Raw genomic sequence first — 20,231 nt, 5'->3', positions numbered from 1 at the left:
TTCTTCTTATAAAATTTTCTTAACATTTAAATCTTATATATCATTTTTAGCTTATAACAAATTGGCATAAAAAAAGAACCTTAAAATAAGGTTCCTTTAAATAAATATAGTCTAATATCCAGTTGATCCAAATCCACCATTTCCTCTTTCAGTGTCATCTAAATCATTAACTTCTAATATATTTATATCATATATAGGTTTAACTACCATTTGAGCTATCTTCATGTTTTTATTTACTGTGAAATCTTCTTTACCATGGTTTATAAGTATTACACCTATTTCGCCTCTATACCCTTCATCTATAGTTCCTGGCGTATTTAGTACTGTTACAGAATGTTTAAGTGCTAATCCACTTCTTGGTCTAACTTGAGCTTCTGTATTTTTAGGAAGTGCTATACTTATTCCTGTTTTTATAAGTCTAGATTCTGAAGCAGGAATAACCACTTCTTCTATAGAATATAAATCCATACCAGCATCTCCTTTGTGAGCGAAATTTGGTATTATTGCATCATCATGTAATTTCTTTATTTTTAATGTATACATTTTAATGTCTCCTTTTATAATTTAATTAAGGGTTATTTTAATATTGTATTAAAATACATTAAATTTAAAATACTAATTCTAGGAGGAACAAATATGAATTTATTACATGCCCCTTGGATGAAAAAAAAACTTGAGGTTATTTACAATAAGAGTATAAACGGTAATCTCTATATTATGTATAATGATATTAAATTTTTAAATTATACTCCAACTACAACTAGTATTTTGATTAATCTATTAGAAGATTATAACATAAATATAGACATAAATAATAAACTTTATCTATATTTACCATTTAACTTAAATATCTTTTTAAAAGATTTAATAATTAATCTAAAATCACTATATGAAAATAACTTATATATAATACTCTGTGGATATAGTGAAGAATTAAATAATTTAAATCAAGATAATACTTTAAGTAATATTTATTATAAGTATCCAGAACTTAAAGGTCTTATTGATTATTTATTAATTACTGATAAATCAAAATGCTATGAAATATTTACAGCACTATATGATACACAAGGTATTTATATAAGTCCAGATTCATCTTTAACTATATCTTGTGTTACCTTAAATAAACTATGTGATTTAGAGGTAAGTGACTACAACCACATCTCTTTTGTTGAGATAATAGATAATGAAGATAGCAACTATTATTTTAACTCATATATAAAGGGACTTACTAATCATAATAATAATTTTAACTATTATTTATAAAAGACTGCCTTGCAGTCTTTTATTTTTTTATGATAATATATTTAAGTTACAAATGTAGTATTTAAGCACCTTGAAAGGAGTTTTACATGAAACTTATACTAGCAGAAAAGCCATCTGTGGCTAAAACTATCGCATCTTTTTTAGGAGCTAAAACTCGTCTTGATGGTTATTTTGAAGGTAATGGATATATAGTTACTTATGCTGTTGGGCATTTGGTGAGTCTATATGATGTCAAAGACTATGATAAAGATAAATACTCTGGTTCTTGGAAAATGGCTAATTTTCCATTTATTCCACCAGAAAAGTTTAAGTTCAAAGTAGATAGTTCTAAGAAAAAGCAATTTAATACAGTAAAAAAACTGTTACATAGAGATGATATTGAATATGTTATAAATGCAACAGATAATGATAGAGAAGGCGAATTAATTTCTTTTTTAATATTTTTATTATCTAAGAACAAAAAACCTGTAAAAAGAATTTTAGTAAACGAATGGACACCAGAAGATATAACTAGGGGTCTTAATAATTTAAAAGATGATAATGAAATGAGAAATTTACAATCAGCAGGTTACACTAGACTTATAACTGACTGGCTAATAGGTATAAATTTTACATCAGTTGCCACATTAAAGTATGGTAACGGTAAACTACTAAATATAGGTCGTGTAATACTACCTACAGTCAAATTAGTTTATGATAGAGATATGGAAATTAAAAATTTCGTACCAAAAACCTACTATGAAATAGAAGGAAATTTCAAATGCCAAAATGGAAAATATAAAGGTAAGTATATAAAAGGAAAAGAAAGTAAATTTGATACTATAGAAGATGTTAATAAAATTATTAATAGCATAACTTCTAATCAAGGTAAAATACTTGATAAAAAAGTTACAATGTCTAAAGAATATGCACCTAAACTTTTCAGTTTAACTTCACTACAAGGATATATAACTTCTAAACATGCTAATTTCACTTCAGATAAAGTTTTAAGCGTGTGTCAGTCTCTTTATGAGGGTAAAGGTAAGGGTGGTTATATTACTTACCCTAGAACCGATTCTATTTATTTAGAAGAAAGTTTAGCAACTAAAGTGTCTCAAGCTTTAGATAAATTAAAGGCAACAGTTCCTTATAGTGACAAAATCAAATTTACTAAAACTAAAAGGGTTTTCGATTCTTCTAAGGTAGATAGCCATAGTGCAATCATACCTACTTATATAATACCTACTAATCTAACACCTGATGAACTTATAGTATATAACGCCATCAAAGATAGATTCATAGCAAACTTTATGCCTCCTGCAGAATATGAAAATACTGAAATTAAAACTGATGTAGATAAAAATATATTCTTAACTAAGGGTAAAGTACTTAAAACTAAAGGATACTTAGAAGTATACAATAAGGAAGAAAAAGATGATTTACTCCCTATGGTAAATAAGGATGAAATAGTTGATGTCATAGATATTAAACCGATAACTAAACAAACTACACCACCTAAGCCTTATACAGAAGATACCTTACTTAAAGCTATGAAAAATTGCGGTAAAAATGTACCTGATGATGATACTACAGTTTTATCGGGTTATTCAATAGGTACATCTGCTACTCGTGCTGATGTATTAAAAAAGATATCACAAGTAGGATATGTTAATAAAAAAGGTAAGTCTTATTCTGTAACTGATTTAGGTAAAAATTTAGTTGAAATATTCCCAGTAAAAGAGCTATTTGATGTTGATTATACTGGCAAATTAGAAAAAAGTCTAAGTGATATTCAAAAAGGAACTTTCACTAGAAAAGAGTATTTAACCAATATATTTAACTTTATATATAAAAATGTTGAGCTAATAAAACATGATAGCCCTAAAAGCATAAGTACAGAAAATTATGTTTATAATCCTAAAACTAAAAAATTTACTAAAAATATATCTAATACTAAATCTTCTAATAAAAGTGGTGCTAAGAATGATTCTCCTTCAAATGAATCTCTTGGGAAATGCCCTATATGTGGTGGCGATGTTGTTGAGATTCCTAAAGGATATATATGCAACAACTACAAAGAATGTAAATTTGGTATATGGAAAAATGATAAATTTCTAGAATTTTATAAGAAAAAACCTAACAAAACAATGGTTAAAGGTATATTAAAAAATGGTCAAGCCAAAGTTAAATCACTAACAAGTAAAAATGGTACTAAATTTGATGCTATACTTAAATATTCCAAAAAGGCTAATGGTTACTTTGGATGGGATATTGAAATAGAAAAATAATTACTTAAGTGTAACTAATATATAATAATTTACATACTTATATATTAATAAATGTTTTCTTTTCATGTATTAAGTCCTATCTTAAAGAAACCAATTTATGTAAACTTCAATTCTTTCCAAATAAAGGTTGCTCTAAATGCAACCTTTATTCTTTTTCATTTAGTTTATCATCTATTTTACATCTTGCCATTTTTATAAATTCTGTTAAAGTATAATTTTTTAACTTACAGCCACATTTTGGGCAATATTCAAACTTTTTAGATACTAATGCTCTGCAACTTGTTTCTGGGCATCTTATTTTTTCGTTTACTTCTGATACTTTTAGCCCACATCTAGGGCATATACTTCCTGGTCTTGATGATACTTCCTTTGAGCATCTTGGACACTTAATCATACAATCTCCTCCTTACTTATTTATACATCTTATAAGTACATTAGTATATTGTATGATAAATTTATTTTACTGTGATATATGTTAAAATCATATTTTAGTTAGTATGATTAAATCATACCATTTTTAGTATCTTCGCAAAGCTCTTTACTTGCGCTAATTAAAAAACTATGCATAAAATTTGTATTTTGTTTTCTAATAAATTTATATAGTTTGCATCTATATTGTTAATAATTATAATAAGGCATTATTGTGTATAAAAATACAGGTTTGTGATATAATCACAAACCTGTATTTTTATAGATATTTTATTAAATTTATTTATTTTTCATTTTTTATTACTGCTTGTGCTGCTGAAAGTCTAGCTATTGGTACTCTATATGGTGAACAAGATACATAGTCTAATCCAGCTTTGTAACAAAACTCTATTGATGAAGGTTCTCCACCATGTTCTCCACATATTCCAAGCTTTATATTTGGCTTAACGCTTTTACCTAGTTTAGCTCCTAGCTCTATAAGCTTTCCTACTCCTCTTTGATCTAACACTTCAAATGGATCTTTTTCTAGTAACTCTCTATTTACATATTCGCCTAAGAATTTACCTGCGTCATCTCTTGAATATCCAAATGTCATTTGCGTTAAATCATTAGTACCAAAGCTGAAAAAGTCAGCTTCTTTAGCTATTTCATCTGCTGTTAAACAAGCTCTTGGTACTTCTATCATTGTACCTATTGTATAATCTATTTTCATATTTTCTTTTTCTAATATATTATCTATCGTTTCTTTTATATCTTCTTTTATAACTTTTAATTCTTTAGCTTCTCCAACTAAAGGTATCATTATTTCAGGCATTACTTTTATACCTTCTTTAGTAGCTTCTATTGCACCATTAATTATTGCTTTAGCTTGCATTATATATATCTCAGGGAAAGTTATAGCAAGTCTACAACCTCTATGCCCAAGCATTGGGTTAAATTCATCTAGATCTACTATTCTTCTTTTTATTTCACTAACTGAAACTTTCATTGACTCTGAAAGGCTTTTTATAGTTTCATCATCATGTGGTAAGAATTCATGTAGTGGTGGATCTAATAATCTTATGTTTACAGATTTACCATCCATTACTCTAAATATATCTACGAAGTCTTTTTGTTGCATTGGAAGTAATCTTTCAAGTGCTACTAGTCTTTGTTCTAATGTTTTAGAAAGTATCATCTCTCTTACTGCTGGTATTCTATCTTCGTCAAAGAACATATGCTCAGTTCTACATAATCCTATACCTTCGGCTCCAAACTTTATGGCAGCCTTAGCATCTCTTGGATTATCTGCATTAGTTCTTACCATTAAAGATTTATATTTATTTGCCCAATTCATTAATTTTTCGAAATTTCCAGTTAAAGATACTTCAGTTTTTTCTACCTTACCTATATATACACATCCACTAGAACCATCTAAAGATATATATTCTCCTTCTTTTATAACTACATCTTCAGTTCTTATTTCCTTGTTATACTCATCAACCTTTATGTCTGAACATCCTGCTACACAACATTTACCCATTCCACGAGCTACAACTGCTGCATGAGATGTCATTCCACCTCTTGCTGTAAGTATACCTTCTGCACATACCATACCTTCTATATCTTCAGGTGAAGTTTCAAGTCTTACAAGTATTGATTCTTCTCCCCTATTTTTAGCATCTACTACATCTTCTGCATTAAAGTATACTTTTCCACAAGCAGCACCAGGTGATGCTGGAAGTCCTTTTGCTATAACTGTTGCTTCATTTAAAGATTTACTTTCAAATCTAGGATGAAGTAATTGATCTAATTGCTTAGGCTCAATTCTCATTATAGCTTCTTTTTCATTTATTATACCTTCTCCTACTAGGTCTACAGCTATATTTATAGATGCACCAGCTGTTCTTTTTCCATTTCTAGTTTGTAATATATATAATTTTTCATTTTCTATAGTAAATTCTATATCTTGCATATCCTTGTAGTGATTTTCAAGTATAGAAGTAATTTTCATAAATTCATCATAAGCCTTTGGCATCACTTCTTTTAGTGAAGATATGTCCTTTGGTGTTCTTATACCTGCAACAACGTCTTCACCTTGTGCATTCATTAAAAATTCTCCAAATATTTTATTTTCACCAGTTGAAGGATTTCTAGTAAATGCTACTCCAGTTCCACTAGTTTCTCCCATGTTTCCAAATACCATTGATTGTATATTTACTGCTGTTCCTAAATCACTTGGGATATCATTTAATTTACGATATACTATTGCACGTGGATTATTCCATGATTTGAATACTGCTTTTATAGCTAACATTAGTTGTTCTTTTGGATCTTGTGGGAATTGACTTTTTATTTCTTTTGTATATATTTCTTTATATTTTTTTACTAATTCTTTTAAATCTTCTACATTAAGTTCTGTGTCTAAAGTGTATCCTTTAGCTTCTTTTATTTTATCTAGGGCATTTTCAAATTTATATTTTGGTATTCCCATAGCTACATCAGAAAACATTTGTATAAATCTTCTGTAACTATCATATGCAAATCTTTCATTTTGAGTAGAATTTGCTAAAGCTACTACACTTGTATCATTTAAACCTAGATTAAGTATTGTATCCATCATTCCTGGCATTGAAAATACTGCACCAGAACGAACTGATAATAATAGAGGATTAATTTCGCCTCCTAATGTTTTTCCTTGCTTTTCTTGTAATTCTTTAAGCTTTTCTTCTATTTCATTTATTATATTATCACTTATAGTCTCATTATTTTTGTAATAATCATTACAAGCATCTGTGCTTATTGTAAAACCTTGTGGTACTGGTAGACCTATATTTGTCATTTCTGCTAAGTTAGCACCTTTACCACCTAAAACATATCTCATGTCTTTGTTACCTTCTTCAAAACTATAAACATATTTAGCTTCCATTATTTAACCCCCATCATTTTGTATTTTGGTTAGTTTAATATAATTAGCCTTTATGCATCTTAGTTAGTTTAATATAAGGTTTTATTTACTATAAATAACTTGTATTAAATTAACTAAGATGTTTTTAAGGTTTTTCTCTTTAAATTTAACTATCTATCACTATCTTTGTATATGTTTAATCCATTTTCTTTGATAATATCAAGAATTATTCCAGCTGTTTCTTCTATTGCTTTACTTGAAACATCTATTACTGGACATCCTATTTTTTTCATGACTTGTTCTGAGTAGTCTAATTCTTGTAGTATTCTATCTAAGTTAGCATAGTTTGCATTACTTGATAGTCCTAATGCTTTAAGTCTTTCTGCTCTTATTTGATTTAACTTCTCTGGAGTATTAGTAAGTCCTATTATTTTTTTATTATCTATTTCAAATACCTCTTTAGGTATAGGTATTTCTGGAACTAAAGGTACATTTGCTACTTTTATGTTTTTGTTTGCTAGATACATACTAAGTGGTGTTTTAGAAGTTCTAGATATCCCTACTAAAACTATATCTGATTTAAGTATACCTCTTGGGTCTTTACCATCATCATACTTTACTGCAAACTCTATAGCTTCTACTCTTTTGAAATAGCTTTCATCTAACTTTCTGATTATACCAGGCTCTCTTTTAGGTTTCATTTGAGTTTTATTTGCTATTTCTTTTAAAATTGGTGTCATTAGGTCTATATTACTTAAATTTTCTTTTTCACAGAATTTTTTAGTAACATTTAAAAGATTTTCGTCTACTAATGTATATACTATTATAGCATCTTCACTTTTTCCACCTTCTAAAATTTCTAATAAAAAGTTTTCATCCATAACATATGGGAATCTTCTTATTTCACACTCTTCACTAATTTTAAATTGAGAAATAGCAGCTTTTGTTACTTGTTGCGCAGTCTCACCTACTGAGTCTGATATAACATATATAATTAAATTTTTCATTTATTCCTCCTTAATTGTCAGCTAATTCTAGGAAAAATTTTGTTATATTAGTCTTAGATATCCTTCCTACTACCCTTAAGTTGTTTTTGTTATTTTCATCACGTTCAACAACAGGAATAGAATCAACTTCGTGTTCTATTATCTTTTTAGCTGCCAATACTATATCCTCATCTTGATTTATAGTAACTATGTTGGGCATCCTAGTCATTATCATGCCTATTGGCATATGATTTATATCACTAGCACCTATAGTAGCTTTAAGTAGATCTTTTCTAGAAACCACTCCACATAGTATGTCGTCATTATCTATTATGAATATACTTCCTACATCTGATAAGAACATATTGACTATAACTTCATATATACTCATATCTTTTTTTACTAATACAGGTAGACTCATGATGTCTCTTACTTTTTTGTCTTTTATGTTATTGCCTATTAAATTTAATTCGCTAACTCCAGAGTAAAAATATCCAACTTTAGGTCTTGCATCTAATATTCCTGTCATAGTTAATATGGCTAAGTCAGATCTTAGTGTAGCACGAGTTACGTTTAAATGAGCAGCAATGGCTTCACTTGTTATAGGCTCATTCTCTTTTACTATATCAATTATCTTTAATTGTCTATCATTAAGTTGAATAATAGTCACCCTCTTCCTTATGTGCTATACTTTATATTACTTTTTCTTTATATAGTATATTATATACCCATATATATGTAATTGTAAATCTTTTTGTTATACAATTCGCATACTTTTTATATATTTATTATATACTATTTATTCTTTTGTATATATTAATGGTTTATATACTAAATAATGTAGCTAAATTGTTTATACTAAATCTATTATAATATAACATTGTATATATTAAATAGTTTTAATATATATTATTGATATTTTTTTAATTATTTTAATATTTATTATTTGTATTTTTTCCAAATAAATTATTTTGAATCTTTTTAGGAAAATGTTATTTAAAATAATATAGGGACTAAAAGTGTCCTCTTAGCCCCCGATATATTATTTATAAACTATTTTTGATAAATCACATATACTTAACATTGTATCATATATTTGTTTTAAAAGTCCTAGTCTATTGTTCTTTATAGCTTCATCCTTATCCATTACCATAACAGAATCAAACATATTATCTATTGATGGTCTTAGTGATGCAAATGCATCTAATGACTCACTATATCTCTTTTCATTTAATAAAGATTTTACGCTTTCTTTAACATTTTTAAATTCATTGTATAAAGCCTTTTCAGCATCTTCTACTAATAACTCTTCCTTCACTTCGCTAGAAGTAGCTTTTTGAGCTAATGTAGAAACTCTATTAAATGCTGTTAGCATTTCAACTAACTCATCTTTTTGTAGCCAATTATTAAGTTCTTCTGCTCTTATATACATATCACTTACATTGTCTATGTTTGCACTTAATACTGCATCTATAACATCATATCTTATTCCTAGTTCTCTAAATAAGTTCTTGATTCTTTCATTGAAGAATTCCATCATTTCATTAGCTACAGTTTGCTTGTCAAATTCTAAGTTTGTATAATTTTCTAAAGATATATCAACTAATGATTTTAGACTTATATCTAACTTTCTATCCATTAGTATATTTATAACACCTAATGCTTGACGTCTAAGTGCATATGGATCTTGAGATCCTGTTGGATGTATTCCTATTGCAAAAAATCCTGCTATAGAATCTAATTTATCAGCTATAGATAAAGCTATACCAGCATTAGTTTGTGGAAGTATATCTCCTGCAAATCTTGGTAAATAATGTTCAAATATTGCTTCACTAACAGCTTCATTTTCTCCACCAACTTTTGCATACTCTCTTCCCATTATCCCTTGAAGTTCAGTAAATTCAAATACCATTCCTGTTACTAAGTCAGCTTTACATAATTTAGCTGCTCTTTTAGTATCAGCTTCATCTTGACTTAAGCCTAATAAATCAAGTATCTTAACACTTAATTTTTCTATTCTTAAAGATTTGTCATAAACTGTACCAAGCTTAGCTTGGAATACAACACTCTTTAATTTTTCTATGTAACTTTCTAAGTCTTTTTTAGTGTCTTCTTTGTAGAAGAATAATGCATCTGCAAGTCTTGCTTCTAAAACTTTTTCGTTACCTTTTTTAACATTCTCTATTTTATAGTCATTACCGTTTCTTACAGCTATAAAGTTTGGTAATAATTTCCCATCCTTTAATACTGGGAAATATCTTTGATGTTGCTGCATTGGAGTTGTTACAACTTCTTTAGGAAGTTTAGCGTATTCTTTGTCAAACTCTCCATAAAAAGCTGTTGGATATTCAACTAAATGAGTTACTTCTTCTAGTAAATCTTCGTCAAATTCAATTTCTCCACCTAAAGTGTTAGCAACATTTATACATTGTTCCTTTATTATAGCTTTTCTCTTATCTTGATCTAATATTACGAAGTTTTCTTCTAATTTAGTTAGATAATCTTCTAAAGAGTTAACTTCAAATTCACTTTGTCCTAAGAATCTATGTCCTTTAGTTACATTTGAAGATATTATACCTTCTAAGTCTATTTCTAGTACCTTATCATTTAGTAATGTAACCATCCATCTTATAGGTCTCGCAAATCTCATGTTTTTTCCACCCCAACGCATAGCCTTAGGGAATACTACCATCTTAACTGCTTGTGGTAATATAGTTTTTAATACTTCACTTGTCTCACAACCAGCTTGTCTTATTGTTCCAAATATATATTCATCTTTTCCAACAGTTTTAAATATTACGTCTTCTTCTTTTAAACCTTTACTTTTCATAAATCCAAGTGCTGGCTTTGTGAAATTTCCATCAGCATCTATTGCTATTTTTTTAGATGGACCTTTTATTTCTTCTTCTAAATCAGTTTGCTTATCACTTATACCTTCAACTATAAACGCTAATCTTCTAGGTGTTCCATAAGCTTTTATATCATCAAATTTTATTCTATTTTCGTTAAATAATTTTGTTAAGTTACCTTTGATTTGGTCTAATGTAGAACTTACAAATCTTGATGGTAATTCTTCAACTCCAACTTCAAATAAAAGATAGTTATTCATATTATTTTCCCTCCTTTATAAGTGGGTATCCCATTTCTTCTCTTTGCTTAACGTAAGCTGAAGAAACATTTCTAGCCATTGTTCTAACTCTTCCTATAAATGATGCTCTTTGACTTACTCCAACAGCTCCTCTAGCATCTAAAGTGTTAAAGGTATGAGAACATTTTAACACATAATCGTATGCTGGTATTACAAGTCCTCTTTCTATAAGTCTAGTAGCTTCTTTTTCATATGTATCAAATAAATTAAATAACATATCTGCATCACATTCTTCAAATGCATATACAGAGTTCTCATATTCAGCTTGTCTAAATACATCTCCGTAAGTTAACTCATCATTCCACATTAGGTCATAAACACTATCTACTTCTTGTATATACATAGCAAGTCTTTCTAGTCCATATGTTATTTCTCCGGTTTCAAGCTCACACTCTATACCTCCAACTTGTTGGAAGTAAGTAAACTGAGTTATTTCCATACCGTCTAACCAAACTTCCCATCCAAGTCCCCAAGCTCCAACTGTAGTTGATTCCCAGTTATCTTCAACAAATCTTATATCATGTTCATTTGGATCTATACCTATTTCTTTTAAACTATTTAAATATAATTCTTGTATGTTATCTGGTGATGGTTTTAATATAACCTGGAATTGATGATGTTGGTAAAGTCTATTTGGATTTTCCCCATATCTACCATCCGCAGGTCTTCTTGATGGCTCTACATAGCAAACCTTCCAAGGCTCTGGTCCTAATGATCTTAAAAGAGTATTAGGGTTCATTGTACCTGCACCTTTTTCAACATCATAAGGCTGCATCATGATACATCCTTGCTTTGCCCAATAGTTTTGCAATGTAAGTATCATATTTTGGAAATTCATATGAATACCTCCTATAAATTTTTAATTTTATGTATATTGTTAAAACTATAATTTTTAGTTTAAGTTTTATTATAAGTTTTAAAATATAAATTCCTATATGCTTAACAAAGCCTTTCGAATTAACGAAAGGCCTTTAGTATATTTCAACTTTTAGAATAACAAATACTTGAATTTTTGTCAATCTTATTGAAAAATCATAATTTTATCTCTATTTGTTGTTATCTAAATTTGAATTGTCATATTCATTTATAAGCTCATCTGTTATGTCTTTATCGTCTTTTTTGCTTTCCACTACAGTATCTTTTATCCCTTTAGCAGTATTACTTAGCATTTGCTTTAACATACTTAACTTTTCTTCATTTAATTCCCCTAAATCAACTATTGAACCATCTTGTTCATTTTGAATCATTATGTTATATTTTCCTATAACTGCAGCTGAAAGTCCAACTAATGTTACCAATGGACCAAGTGCTAAACCTACTACTCCTACTGTAAGAGGTATATTCATTATATTTTTACCATTTTTTTCTACTATAACTCTTATGACGCTACTTTTTTGAAGTAAATCTTTTACTTTATTTTTAAGTTCTTTCATATCTTCACTATCTTTTGAAAATACTTGTTCTACATTCTTTTTAACCTTTTTACTTTTACCGCTAAAGCCTATCTGTCCTTCTAGAGATATTATCGCTTCTATAACATCTCCATTAGTTTTTGTTAATGCACTTTTAGTTTGTTCATACGTAGCACCTGGTACTCTTTGTATAACAGCATCTAGTTTTTCTATTGTAATATTTTCATTCACCATTATCCACTCCCTTATAATTATTCTAAACTTACTCATTCAAATCTTCTTTTGAAGATTTTTTCATTTCTCTTAACATGTATAAAGATTTTTGATTTATATTATCTACATGTACCGCTAAGTATTGTTTTAGTATTTTTTCTAGTTCATATATGATATATTTAGATACTTTTGCTTTGGAACATCTTAATATATCGTTTGATAATATATATTCCATTAATTTTAACGTTGTTACATCTATACTTATGTTGTCTTGTACATTTTCACTACAACTACTACATAATGCTCCACCTTCGTATACATTAAATGCTGGTGATTTTAAGTCTCTAGTACCACATACTGAGCACCTGTTTATTATTGGTCTAAGACCTATATAATCTAAAAATTTTAATTCAAATACATGTGTTACAAATTTCTTGTCTACATCAACTTGAGTATATAGATATAAAGTTTGTGCAAGTAGTATAAATAACCTATTGTTAGTTTGATTTTCTAAGGTTGAGTTTTCTACTAACTTAGTTATATAGGTAGCATAAGAAAATGCATCTATATCGTAGGATATATCATAAAAACTTTTTATAATATCACTTTGACTTACCCTATACATACTTCCTTGTTTTCTTAATGTATAATTACAATAAGCAAAAAGCTGCGAAGATGAAAGTAGAGCGCTCTTGTTTTTTTTAGCTCCTTTTGCTAATGCTGATACTTTTCCAAGCTTTCTTGTAAATAGAGTTAATATAACATCGTTTTCTTCATATCTTACTGCCTTAAGTACTATCCCCTGGGTGTTCAATACTATCATAGTCTGTTTCTATCTCCCTCATAGTTTCTACTTCTTCATTTAGTGTTTTATAATCTTTTAAATATAAATAGGCTTCTATATTGCCTGTCTTTTTAAAAATTTCCCAACATAAATTGTTCATTTTTAAAAAACCCCCTTCTTACAGTTATATTTATATTTTAAGTAAGAAGAGGGTAAATCATACATTAACTTATTAAACAATTTTTGCCAAAAGCAAAGTTGTTATCATTAAATATATAGCAATTCCTACTATATCAAGAAGTGTTGCTATTATTGGTGCTGATATTATTGATGGATCAACATCCATTTTTTTAAATAAAAATGGCATAAATGCACCTATCATAGCTCCAACTATCATGTTTATAAATAGAGATAAGGATACTACTAACACTATATCTATGTCCCTCATAAATATAAATATTACTATTCCTATTAATATACTACATATTATTCCTGTTATAAGACCTACCATACCTTCTCTTATAACATTTTTAAATTCTAAATCTTTATTCGAAAGAACCATAACAGCAAGTGCTGATGACTGTGTTCCAATGTTTCCTCCCATACCTATAACAACAGGTATAAAAAATACTAAAGATGCATAAGTTGGGTTCATTATAAAATCTAAATTAGAAAATATTACCATAGATAATAATCCACCAAGTAAAGTTATTATAAGCCATGGAATTCTCGCTCTAACTGATGATATTATTTGTTCTTTTGATGTTGGATTAACTTTTTCTACAAAGTCTCTTTCTTGTTCCGAAGTACCTGCAAATTTGTACATATCTTCACTTGCTTCTTCTTCCATAACATCTATTATATCATCTACTGTTATTATTCCTTTAAGTCTTTTTTGTCTATCTATTACTGGTATTGCTATTAGATTATACTTAGATACTAATCTTACAGCCTCTTCTCTATCTTCATCTACATATACAGATATTATGTTTTCACTCATTAGATCTTCTATAATGCTAGAATCTCTAGCTGTTATTAACTCTCTTAGAGATAGTACTCCCACTAGCTTTTCAGCATTATCAACTACATATATATAATATATTGTTTCTGCTTCCTCAGCATGACTTCTCATATGTTCAATTGCTTCTTTAGCAGTCATGTCTTTATTTACTTCTATGTATCCAGTGGTCATTATACCACCTGTAGACTCTTCTTCATATATTAAAAGTTCTTTTATATCATCTGCATCTTCTTTACTTAGAAGTTCCATTATATTTTCTATCTCGCCTTCTTCAAGCTGACTTAAAATATCTGCCATATCATCCAAAGACATTAATTCTAAGATATTTTTTCTATGATCAATATCTATCTTAGATAAAGTACTACTGAAAAACTGAGCATCACTTTCTTCTAATATAGATGCTGCTACATCAAGGGGAAGTACTTCAAATAATTTTATTTTCATATCTTCCTCTAAATGTTCCATAATATCAAAGATATCAATTGTATGATATTCTTCTAATAATTCTCTTAATTCTAGTATTTTATTATTTTCAATTAAACTCTTGACTTCGCCCAACAAATCCTGGGAAGCATCCTGTTTCCTATCCATATAATCCACCTTTATTATTTATCAGTATATCCAAAGTTACTCACATAATTTTGTAAGTTTCTCCAGTTTTCTTTTACCTTTACCCATAATTGAAGATTTGCCTTAGAACCTAATAATAGTTCCATATCTTCTCTTGCTGATTTCCCTATACCTTTTAATTTTCTTCCATTCTTACCTATTATTATACCCTTATGAGATTCTCTTTCACAATAGATAACAGCTGATATATCAACAATTTCTTTATCTTTTCTTGATTTCATTTTTTCTATTTCAACTGCAACTCCATGAGGAACTTCATCATGAACATAGTGTAATACTTTTTCTCTTATAAGTTCAGCTACTAACACTCTTTCTGGTTGATCAGTTATCATGTAGTCTGGGAAGTACTTTGGTCCTTCTTCTAAGTAAGTTTTTATTACTTTTATAAGCTCTTTTATGTTTCTTCCCTTAAGTGCTGATATTGGCACTATTCCTTTAAACACATTTTCTTTGTGATACATTTCCATTAATTCAAATAGTTCATCTTCTTGTAATTGATCTATTTTGTTTAATACTAATATAACTGGTCTCTTTACATTTCTTAATTCTTCTATTATTTTTCTGTCTCCAGGTCCTATCTTTTTAGAATCATCCACAACAAATAATACTAAATCAACATTTTTAAATGCATCAGTTGCTGATTTAACCATGAATTCTCCTAATTTATTTTTAGGTTTATGTATACCTGGCGTATCTAAGAAAACTATTTGAGCTTCTTCATCCGTATATACTGCTTGTATTGTATTTCTTGTAGTTTGAGGTTTATCACTCATTATAGCTATTTTTTCTCCAACCACATTATTCATTAAAGTAGACTTACCAACATTTGGTCTCCCTACTATACTAACAAATCCTGATTTAAACATATAAATGTCTCCTGTCTTTTCTTTTGTTTTATTTATGATTATCTACAAAGTCTATTCCTGAGAAATAGTGAGGAACTAACTCTTTTATAGTTGTTTCCTTTATAGTTCCTTCAGAATAACCTGTTATTATTCTTATATCTAACCCAAATTCTATTATAACCTGTCTGCATATTGCACATGGGTATGTTGATTCATTTTTTTCAGAGTTATCACTAGCTACTGCTATTGCTTCTATATCTCTATGTCCTTCTGATATAGCTTTAAATATTGCTGTTCTCTCAGCACAGTTAGTAGCTCCAAAAGATGCACACTCTACATTACATCCTGTGAATACTTTTCCATCTTTAGTTAAAAGAGCTGCTCCAACTCTAAACTTTGAATATGGAGAATAAGAATGTTTTCTCGCTTCTTCTGCTATTTTTAATAATTCTTTATTATTCATAATATATGCCTCCTGATATATCTTATAAGTCTATATTATAAAATATATATAATAAATATTCTTATTTCCGTATTTTATATTTAATATATTTATTTAGTACCTTACATTATAACACAAAATTGATAATTTAAGACTTATTTTTTAATAAAATACTCTTAATTTGAGTACTTTAATATATATTTTATATTATTTACAATATATTTTTGTATCTGCCTAATTTCTGCTTTTTAATTCAATATATCTATTAATATAATCAATATACATAACTTACTCATAATATAGGTAGTTAAAATGAAATATAAAAAGAGCCTCCCTAAAAAGATTAAAAGAAGACTCTTATATATTTAATAAAACCATCCTATTTGATATACTGCTAACCCCACTAAAACTCCTAATATTGATCCTGCTACTGTTTCCCAAAATGTATGTATCTTTCCTTCAATTCTACTTTGTGCAACTAAAAACGCCATTAAATATGATAGCGTGGATTGTATAAGTCCACCTGTCATCATAGTTATCATTGTAGCCATTGCAAATGCTAATGCTGAATGTCCGCTTGGCATTCCACCTTTTAGTGGTGTTCCTGTATTTGTCAAGGTTTTTACTACTACAACTGCTATTAAAACTACTACTATACATATTAAAGTTATATGAAGTTCTGACCTTCTTATAGAGTTTATCAAGTTTTCAGCCGGTTTTGATATTTTATCATAAAACACTAAATAGCCTACTACAACTGAATTTAAAGTAGCTATTAATACTCCTCCAGCTGCTACGTCTTTTGATATTTTAGCTAATGGATGATGTTCTTCTGTTACCATGTCTATAGCTTTTTCAATAGCCGTATTAAACATTTCTGATATTACAACTAAGCTTATAGCCATAATTAAAGCTATCATCTCCATTCTAGAAGGCTTAAAAAACATACTAGCTACGAGTACTATTACAGCAACACAATAATGTATTTTCATATTTCTTTCTGACTTAAATGTATATAATATACCTTCTATAGCTACATTAAATGCCTTAACTATCCCCTGACGTTTTTTTGTCCCCTTCATAAACTTACTCCCTTGTTATACTTAACTTATTTAGTATATGCTCTTCCTTTTGTCTCATTTCTTTTGTATTTTCGTCAGTATCATGATCATATCCTAAAAGATGGAACATGCTATGACATACTAAAAAACATACTTCTCTTTCAAAGCTATGATTGTATTCTATACTTTGTTCAAAAGCTCTTTCTAAAGATACTACTATATCACCTAGTGATTTTTCTTCTAATTCTATATCAAAATCATCTTCACTTATCATTGGAAAAGATAACACATCTGTTGGTCTATCAATCCCTCTAAATTGCTTGTTTAACTCATGTATTTCTTTGTTGTCTACAAAAGATAAACTAACTTCATAATCATCGTCATATCCTTCATAGTCCAAACATTCTAATATGATATCTTTTATTTTCTCTATTAATTCTTCACTTATGTCCATTTTATCTTGTCTATTATCCATTATTAATTCCATTTTATTCACTTCTTCCTTAGTTATTTTCTTTTACTTTTTTTATCTTTTTTGCTTTCTTTCTTATCTAATTCCTTATTGTCAAATCTATCATAAGCTCTTATTATTCTTTGAACTAATTCATGTCTTACTACGTCTTTGTCTGTTAATCTTATACTTCCTATTCCTTCTACTTTATCTAGTACTTTTATAGCATGAAGTAATCCACTTTTACTTTTTCTAGGCAAGTCTGTTTGAGTTAAGTCACCATTTACTACTGCTTTAGAGCCATATCCTAGTCTTGTTAAAAACATCTTCATTTGTTCTGGAGTAGTGTTTTGAGCTTCATCTAGTATTATAAAGGCATTATCTAATGTTCTACCTCTCATAAATGCTAAAGGTGCTACTTCTATAGTTCCTCTTTCTAAATATTTGCTAAACTTTTCAGGACCTAGCATATCAAATAATGCATCATATAATGGTCTTAAATATGGATCTACTTTATCTTTTAAATCCCCTGGTAAAAAACCTAAACTTTCGCCTGCTTCTACCGCTGGTCTTGTAAGTATTATTCTACTTACTTCATCCTTTTTAAAAGCTTTAACAGCCATTGCTACTGCTAGATATGTTTTACCTGTTCCAGCTGGCCCTATTCCAAAAGTTATATCATTTTTCTTTATTAAATCTATATATGTTTTTTGACCAAGAGTTTTTGGCCTAACAGGATTACCTTTTTTAGTTAATACTATAGTTTCTTCTAGGTCTTTTATCTTTTCTTCACTACCTTCAAATAAAAGAGATAAAGAATAAGATATACTTTGCTTGTCTAAATGTTTTCCATTTTGTACTGTTGAATGTAGTTCATCCATTAGTCTTAAGGCTTTTTCTACATATTTTTCTTCACCCATTAAAACTATATTGCCTTCTCTTAATATTACATCTATATTTAAAGCATCCTCTATCAATTTAATATTTTCATCAAAGTTACCAAATAATTCTCTTTCAAACTTCTCTTCTGATACTATAAATTTCTTTTGTACTATCAATTTACGTCCTCCTTAGTTTGTATTTGAATTTTTATCTTTTTCTTTGCTTTTGTCATTTTCTTCTTTATCTTTATCTTCAAATTCATTTCTTATATCATTAATCGGTCTTTTATCAGGATTTTTAGGAATTTCTTCCTCTGACTCATTTTTTTCACTTTCTTTTATATATTCCTCTGCTTCTGACTTGCTAAGTGCGTAAGTATGCGCAATATTCTCAGTTGTTTGTACTGTTAACACATATTCTAACATATTATTTTTATTTACTTTATAATCATGGTCTACTTTTATGATTCTAGCTGATGGAGGTATAATATATTCTATTTCTTTTTGAGCCCTTTCTGATATTTCTTTTTTCAATTCTTCTTTATTCTTGCTTATCTTTTTATTCTTAGCTTCATAGAAAGTACTTACTTCAATTTTTATAGGAAAAGTATAATCTCCTATAGATAATTTATGTGTTTTGTTTTCTATAATATAATCCTTATACTTTATATTTCTCCTTAATGTATATTTTTTATCATAGAAACTTATGGTATATACTCTTTTTTTATTTCCTGTTTTTTCTTTTATAGTATCTTCATAGCTATCAGTTTTTTTAACTTCATAAAAAGTTGTTGCCCATATTTCAGGGAGAGACTTTGTATTTGCGCCACTTACTAACACATCTCCCTTTTTTACTATATCTCCAGGATTTACACTTGGGTTTCCACTTCTTGGTATTACCTTTTCTATTATACCATTTTTACTAGCAATTATATTACAATAATTTGAATCTTTAGTAGATTTTAGAGTTTCTGCTTTTTTCGTTACAGTTACAAATATATTTGTACCTTTAACATTTATAGATATGTATGCTATATCATTAAATTCTAACATTATATGGTCTCTTATTTCTTTTCTATCAATATTCTTTTTATAAACTCCAGGCTTTAGTCCTGCATTATATAGCTCTTTTCGTACATCATCTTTGTTTATCCCTTCTGGAACCTTTATGTATATATCTGTTACAAATTGAGATGTCATAATAAGTAAAAACAACGATATTATAGCACAAATCCACATTCCCTTTAATTTATAGATTCTCTTAAGTATAAAGGGTACACCTGTTTTTTGCTTTACCTTTATATCAAAATTATTTCCCCTATAAGCTCTTTTTAAATCCTTCATATCTTCTCTATTTACACAAAATTCTATTTTAGTCTTACTTATTCTTTTTACATTATAAACTTTTACATTACTTCTTATTAAAAGGTTTATAAACTTTTCTATCTCCACTCCCTCTACACTTATAACATAATATCCCCTTATATAGCTTATCATACGTATTTCCC

19 protein-coding genes are annotated in these 20,231 nt (G+C 28.4%); 2 read left to right on the top strand and 17 right to left on the bottom strand.

Annotated features, from left to right (window positions below):
• Positions 1-111 precede the first annotated feature (111 nt).
• On the bottom strand, positions 112-543 hold the full coding sequence (gene dut, locus FRIFI_RS03295) for a dUTP diphosphatase (RefSeq protein WP_166504962.1): 432 nt from the start codon (positions 541-543) through the stop codon (positions 112-114).
• A gap of 93 nt (positions 544-636) precedes the next feature.
• Between dut and FRIFI_RS03290 the strand changes: the two genes are divergently transcribed.
• Both FRIFI_RS03290 and FRIFI_RS03285 read left to right on the top strand, forming a co-directional pair.
• A complete protein-coding gene (locus tag FRIFI_RS03290) occupies positions 637-1,266 on the top strand; it encodes a hypothetical protein (protein WP_166504961.1) in 630 nt (209 codons plus the stop codon).
• An 86-nt stretch (positions 1,267-1,352) separates the two neighbouring features.
• Positions 1,353-3,533: a DNA topoisomerase gene (locus FRIFI_RS03285; protein WP_092927009.1), complete on the top strand. Its 2,181-nt coding sequence runs from the start codon at positions 1,353-1,355 to the stop codon at positions 3,531-3,533.
• A 145-nt stretch (positions 3,534-3,678) separates the two neighbouring features.
• Here the strand turns inward: FRIFI_RS03285 and FRIFI_RS03280 are convergent, their stop codons facing one another.
• From FRIFI_RS03280 to yqfD, 16 genes are all read right to left on the bottom strand, one after another.
• Positions 3,679-3,927, bottom strand: coding sequence for a zinc ribbon domain-containing protein (locus tag FRIFI_RS03280; protein ID WP_092927011.1), 249 nt, complete (start codon positions 3,925-3,927; stop codon positions 3,679-3,681).
• A 318-nt stretch (positions 3,928-4,245) separates the two neighbouring features.
• Positions 4,246-6,870 (bottom strand): pyruvate, phosphate dikinase, encoded by a 2,625-nt coding sequence (gene ppdK / locus FRIFI_RS03275; RefSeq protein WP_166504960.1) that lies wholly within the window; start codon positions 6,868-6,870, stop codon positions 4,246-4,248.
• Between the two features lie 149 nt (positions 6,871-7,019).
• Positions 7,020-7,856, bottom strand: coding sequence for a pyruvate, water dikinase regulatory protein (locus FRIFI_RS03270; RefSeq protein ID WP_092927015.1), 837 nt, complete (start codon positions 7,854-7,856; stop codon positions 7,020-7,022).
• Positions 7,857-7,866: 10 nt separating this feature from the next.
• On the bottom strand, positions 7,867-8,505 hold the full coding sequence (locus tag FRIFI_RS03265) for a helix-turn-helix transcriptional regulator (RefSeq protein WP_092927017.1): 639 nt from the start codon (positions 8,503-8,505) through the stop codon (positions 7,867-7,869).
• Positions 8,506-8,877: 372 nt separating this feature from the next.
• Entirely contained in the window at positions 8,878-10,944 is a 2,067-nt protein-coding gene (glyS, locus tag FRIFI_RS03260; RefSeq protein WP_166504959.1) for a glycine--tRNA ligase subunit beta, read from the bottom strand.
• A 1-nt stretch (position 10,945) separates the two neighbouring features.
• Positions 10,946-11,821, bottom strand: coding sequence for a glycine--tRNA ligase subunit alpha (glyQ, locus tag FRIFI_RS03255; protein ID WP_092927021.1), 876 nt, complete (start codon positions 11,819-11,821; stop codon positions 10,946-10,948).
• 208 nt (positions 11,822-12,029) lie between these two features.
• Positions 12,030-12,665, bottom strand: a complete 636-nt coding sequence (locus tag FRIFI_RS03250) for a DUF4342 domain-containing protein (RefSeq protein ID WP_242977267.1) — start codon at positions 12,663-12,665, stop codon at positions 12,030-12,032.
• Complete coding sequence (recO, locus tag FRIFI_RS03245) at positions 12,658-13,431, bottom strand: DNA repair protein RecO (protein ID WP_166504958.1); 774 nt, start codon at positions 13,429-13,431, stop codon at positions 12,658-12,660. The genes FRIFI_RS03250 and recO overlap by 8 nt, the downstream gene beginning before the upstream one ends.
• A complete protein-coding gene (locus FRIFI_RS03240) occupies positions 13,397-13,552 on the bottom strand; it encodes a YqzL family protein (RefSeq protein WP_092927025.1) in 156 nt (51 codons plus the stop codon). Before FRIFI_RS03240 ends, recO begins: the two co-directional genes overlap by 35 nt.
• A 72-nt stretch (positions 13,553-13,624) precedes the next feature.
• A complete protein-coding gene (gene mgtE, locus FRIFI_RS03235; RefSeq protein ID WP_166504957.1) occupies positions 13,625-15,004 on the bottom strand; it encodes a magnesium transporter in 1,380 nt (459 codons plus the stop codon).
• Positions 15,005-15,018: 14 nt separating this feature from the next.
• The gene (era, locus tag FRIFI_RS03230) at positions 15,019-15,909 is read right to left on the bottom strand and encodes a GTPase Era (protein ID WP_092927029.1); all 891 of its coding nucleotides are present in this window, start codon (positions 15,907-15,909) and stop codon (positions 15,019-15,021) included.
• Between the two features lie 28 nt (positions 15,910-15,937).
• Positions 15,938-16,351, bottom strand: coding sequence for a cytidine deaminase (gene cdd / locus FRIFI_RS03225; protein WP_092927031.1), 414 nt, complete (start codon positions 16,349-16,351; stop codon positions 15,938-15,940).
• 344 nt (positions 16,352-16,695) lie between these two features.
• Positions 16,696-17,412 carry a diacylglycerol kinase gene (locus FRIFI_RS03220; protein ID WP_092927033.1) on the bottom strand — a complete coding sequence of 239 codons (717 nt, stop codon included), beginning with the start codon at positions 17,410-17,412 and terminating at the stop codon, positions 16,696-16,698.
• Positions 17,413-17,416: 4 nt separating this feature from the next.
• On the bottom strand, positions 17,417-17,878 hold the full coding sequence (gene ybeY, locus FRIFI_RS03215; protein ID WP_092927035.1) for an rRNA maturation RNase YbeY: 462 nt from the start codon (positions 17,876-17,878) through the stop codon (positions 17,417-17,419).
• A gap of 20 nt (positions 17,879-17,898) precedes the next feature.
• Entirely contained in the window at positions 17,899-18,900 is a 1,002-nt protein-coding gene (locus FRIFI_RS03210) for a PhoH family protein (RefSeq protein ID WP_092927037.1), read from the bottom strand.
• A gap of 12 nt (positions 18,901-18,912) precedes the next feature.
• Positions 18,913-20,220, bottom strand: a complete 1,308-nt coding sequence (yqfD, locus tag FRIFI_RS03205; RefSeq protein ID WP_092927039.1) for a sporulation protein YqfD — start codon at positions 20,218-20,220, stop codon at positions 18,913-18,915.
• Positions 20,221-20,231: the final 11 nt, after the last annotated feature.

The organism is Romboutsia hominis (genome assembly GCF_900002575.1).
Taxonomy (GTDB): Bacteria; Bacillota; Clostridia; order Peptostreptococcales; family Peptostreptococcaceae; genus Romboutsia_C; species Romboutsia_C hominis.
This window is presented reverse-complemented; position numbering and strand designations above follow the sequence as displayed.

What these genes read in the sequence shown, in the direction of transcription:
- dut (WP_166504962.1), bottom strand. Translation starts at nt 543, where the DNA reads ATGTATACATTAAAAATAAAGAAATTACATGATGATGCAATAATACCA.
- FRIFI_RS03290 (WP_166504961.1), top strand. Translation starts at nt 637, where the DNA reads ATGAATTTATTACATGCCCCTTGGATGAAAAAAAAACTTGAGGTTATT.
- FRIFI_RS03285 (WP_092927009.1), top strand. Translation starts at nt 1,353, where the DNA reads ATGAAACTTATACTAGCAGAAAAGCCATCTGTGGCTAAAACTATCGCA.
- FRIFI_RS03280 (WP_092927011.1), bottom strand. Translation starts at nt 3,927, where the DNA reads ATGATTAAGTGTCCAAGATGCTCAAAGGAAGTATCATCAAGACCAGGA.
- ppdK (WP_166504960.1), bottom strand. Translation starts at nt 6,870, where the DNA reads ATGGAAGCTAAATATGTTTATAGTTTTGAAGAAGGTAACAAAGACATG.
- FRIFI_RS03270 (WP_092927015.1), bottom strand. Translation starts at nt 7,856, where the DNA reads ATGAAAAATTTAATTATATATGTTATATCAGACTCAGTAGGTGAGACT.
- glyS (WP_166504959.1), bottom strand. Translation starts at nt 10,944, where the DNA reads ATGAATAACTATCTTTTATTTGAAGTTGGAGTTGAAGAATTACCATCA.
- glyQ (WP_092927021.1), bottom strand. Translation starts at nt 11,821, where the DNA reads ATGAATTTCCAAAATATGATACTTACATTGCAAAACTATTGGGCAAAG.
- FRIFI_RS03250 (WP_242977267.1), bottom strand. Translation starts at nt 12,665, where the DNA reads ATGAGTAAGTTTAGAATAATTATAAGGGAGTGGATAATGGTGAATGAA.
- recO (WP_166504958.1), bottom strand. Translation starts at nt 13,431, where the DNA reads ATGATAGTATTGAACACCCAGGGGATAGTACTTAAGGCAGTAAGATAT.
- FRIFI_RS03240 (WP_092927025.1), bottom strand. Translation starts at nt 13,552, where the DNA reads ATGAACAATTTATGTTGGGAAATTTTTAAAAAGACAGGCAATATAGAA.
- mgtE (WP_166504957.1), bottom strand. Translation starts at nt 15,004, where the DNA reads ATGGATAGGAAACAGGATGCTTCCCAGGATTTGTTGGGCGAAGTCAAG.
- era (WP_092927029.1), bottom strand. Translation starts at nt 15,909, where the DNA reads ATGTTTAAATCAGGATTTGTTAGTATAGTAGGGAGACCAAATGTTGGT.
- cdd (WP_092927031.1), bottom strand. Translation starts at nt 16,351, where the DNA reads ATGAATAATAAAGAATTATTAAAAATAGCAGAAGAAGCGAGAAAACAT.
- FRIFI_RS03220 (WP_092927033.1), bottom strand. Translation starts at nt 17,412, where the DNA reads ATGAAGGGGACAAAAAAACGTCAGGGGATAGTTAAGGCATTTAATGTA.
- ybeY (WP_092927035.1), bottom strand. Translation starts at nt 17,878, where the DNA reads ATGGAATTAATAATGGATAATAGACAAGATAAAATGGACATAAGTGAA.
- yqfD (WP_092927039.1), bottom strand. Translation starts at nt 20,220, where the DNA reads ATGATAAGCTATATAAGGGGATATTATGTTATAAGTGTAGAGGGAGTG.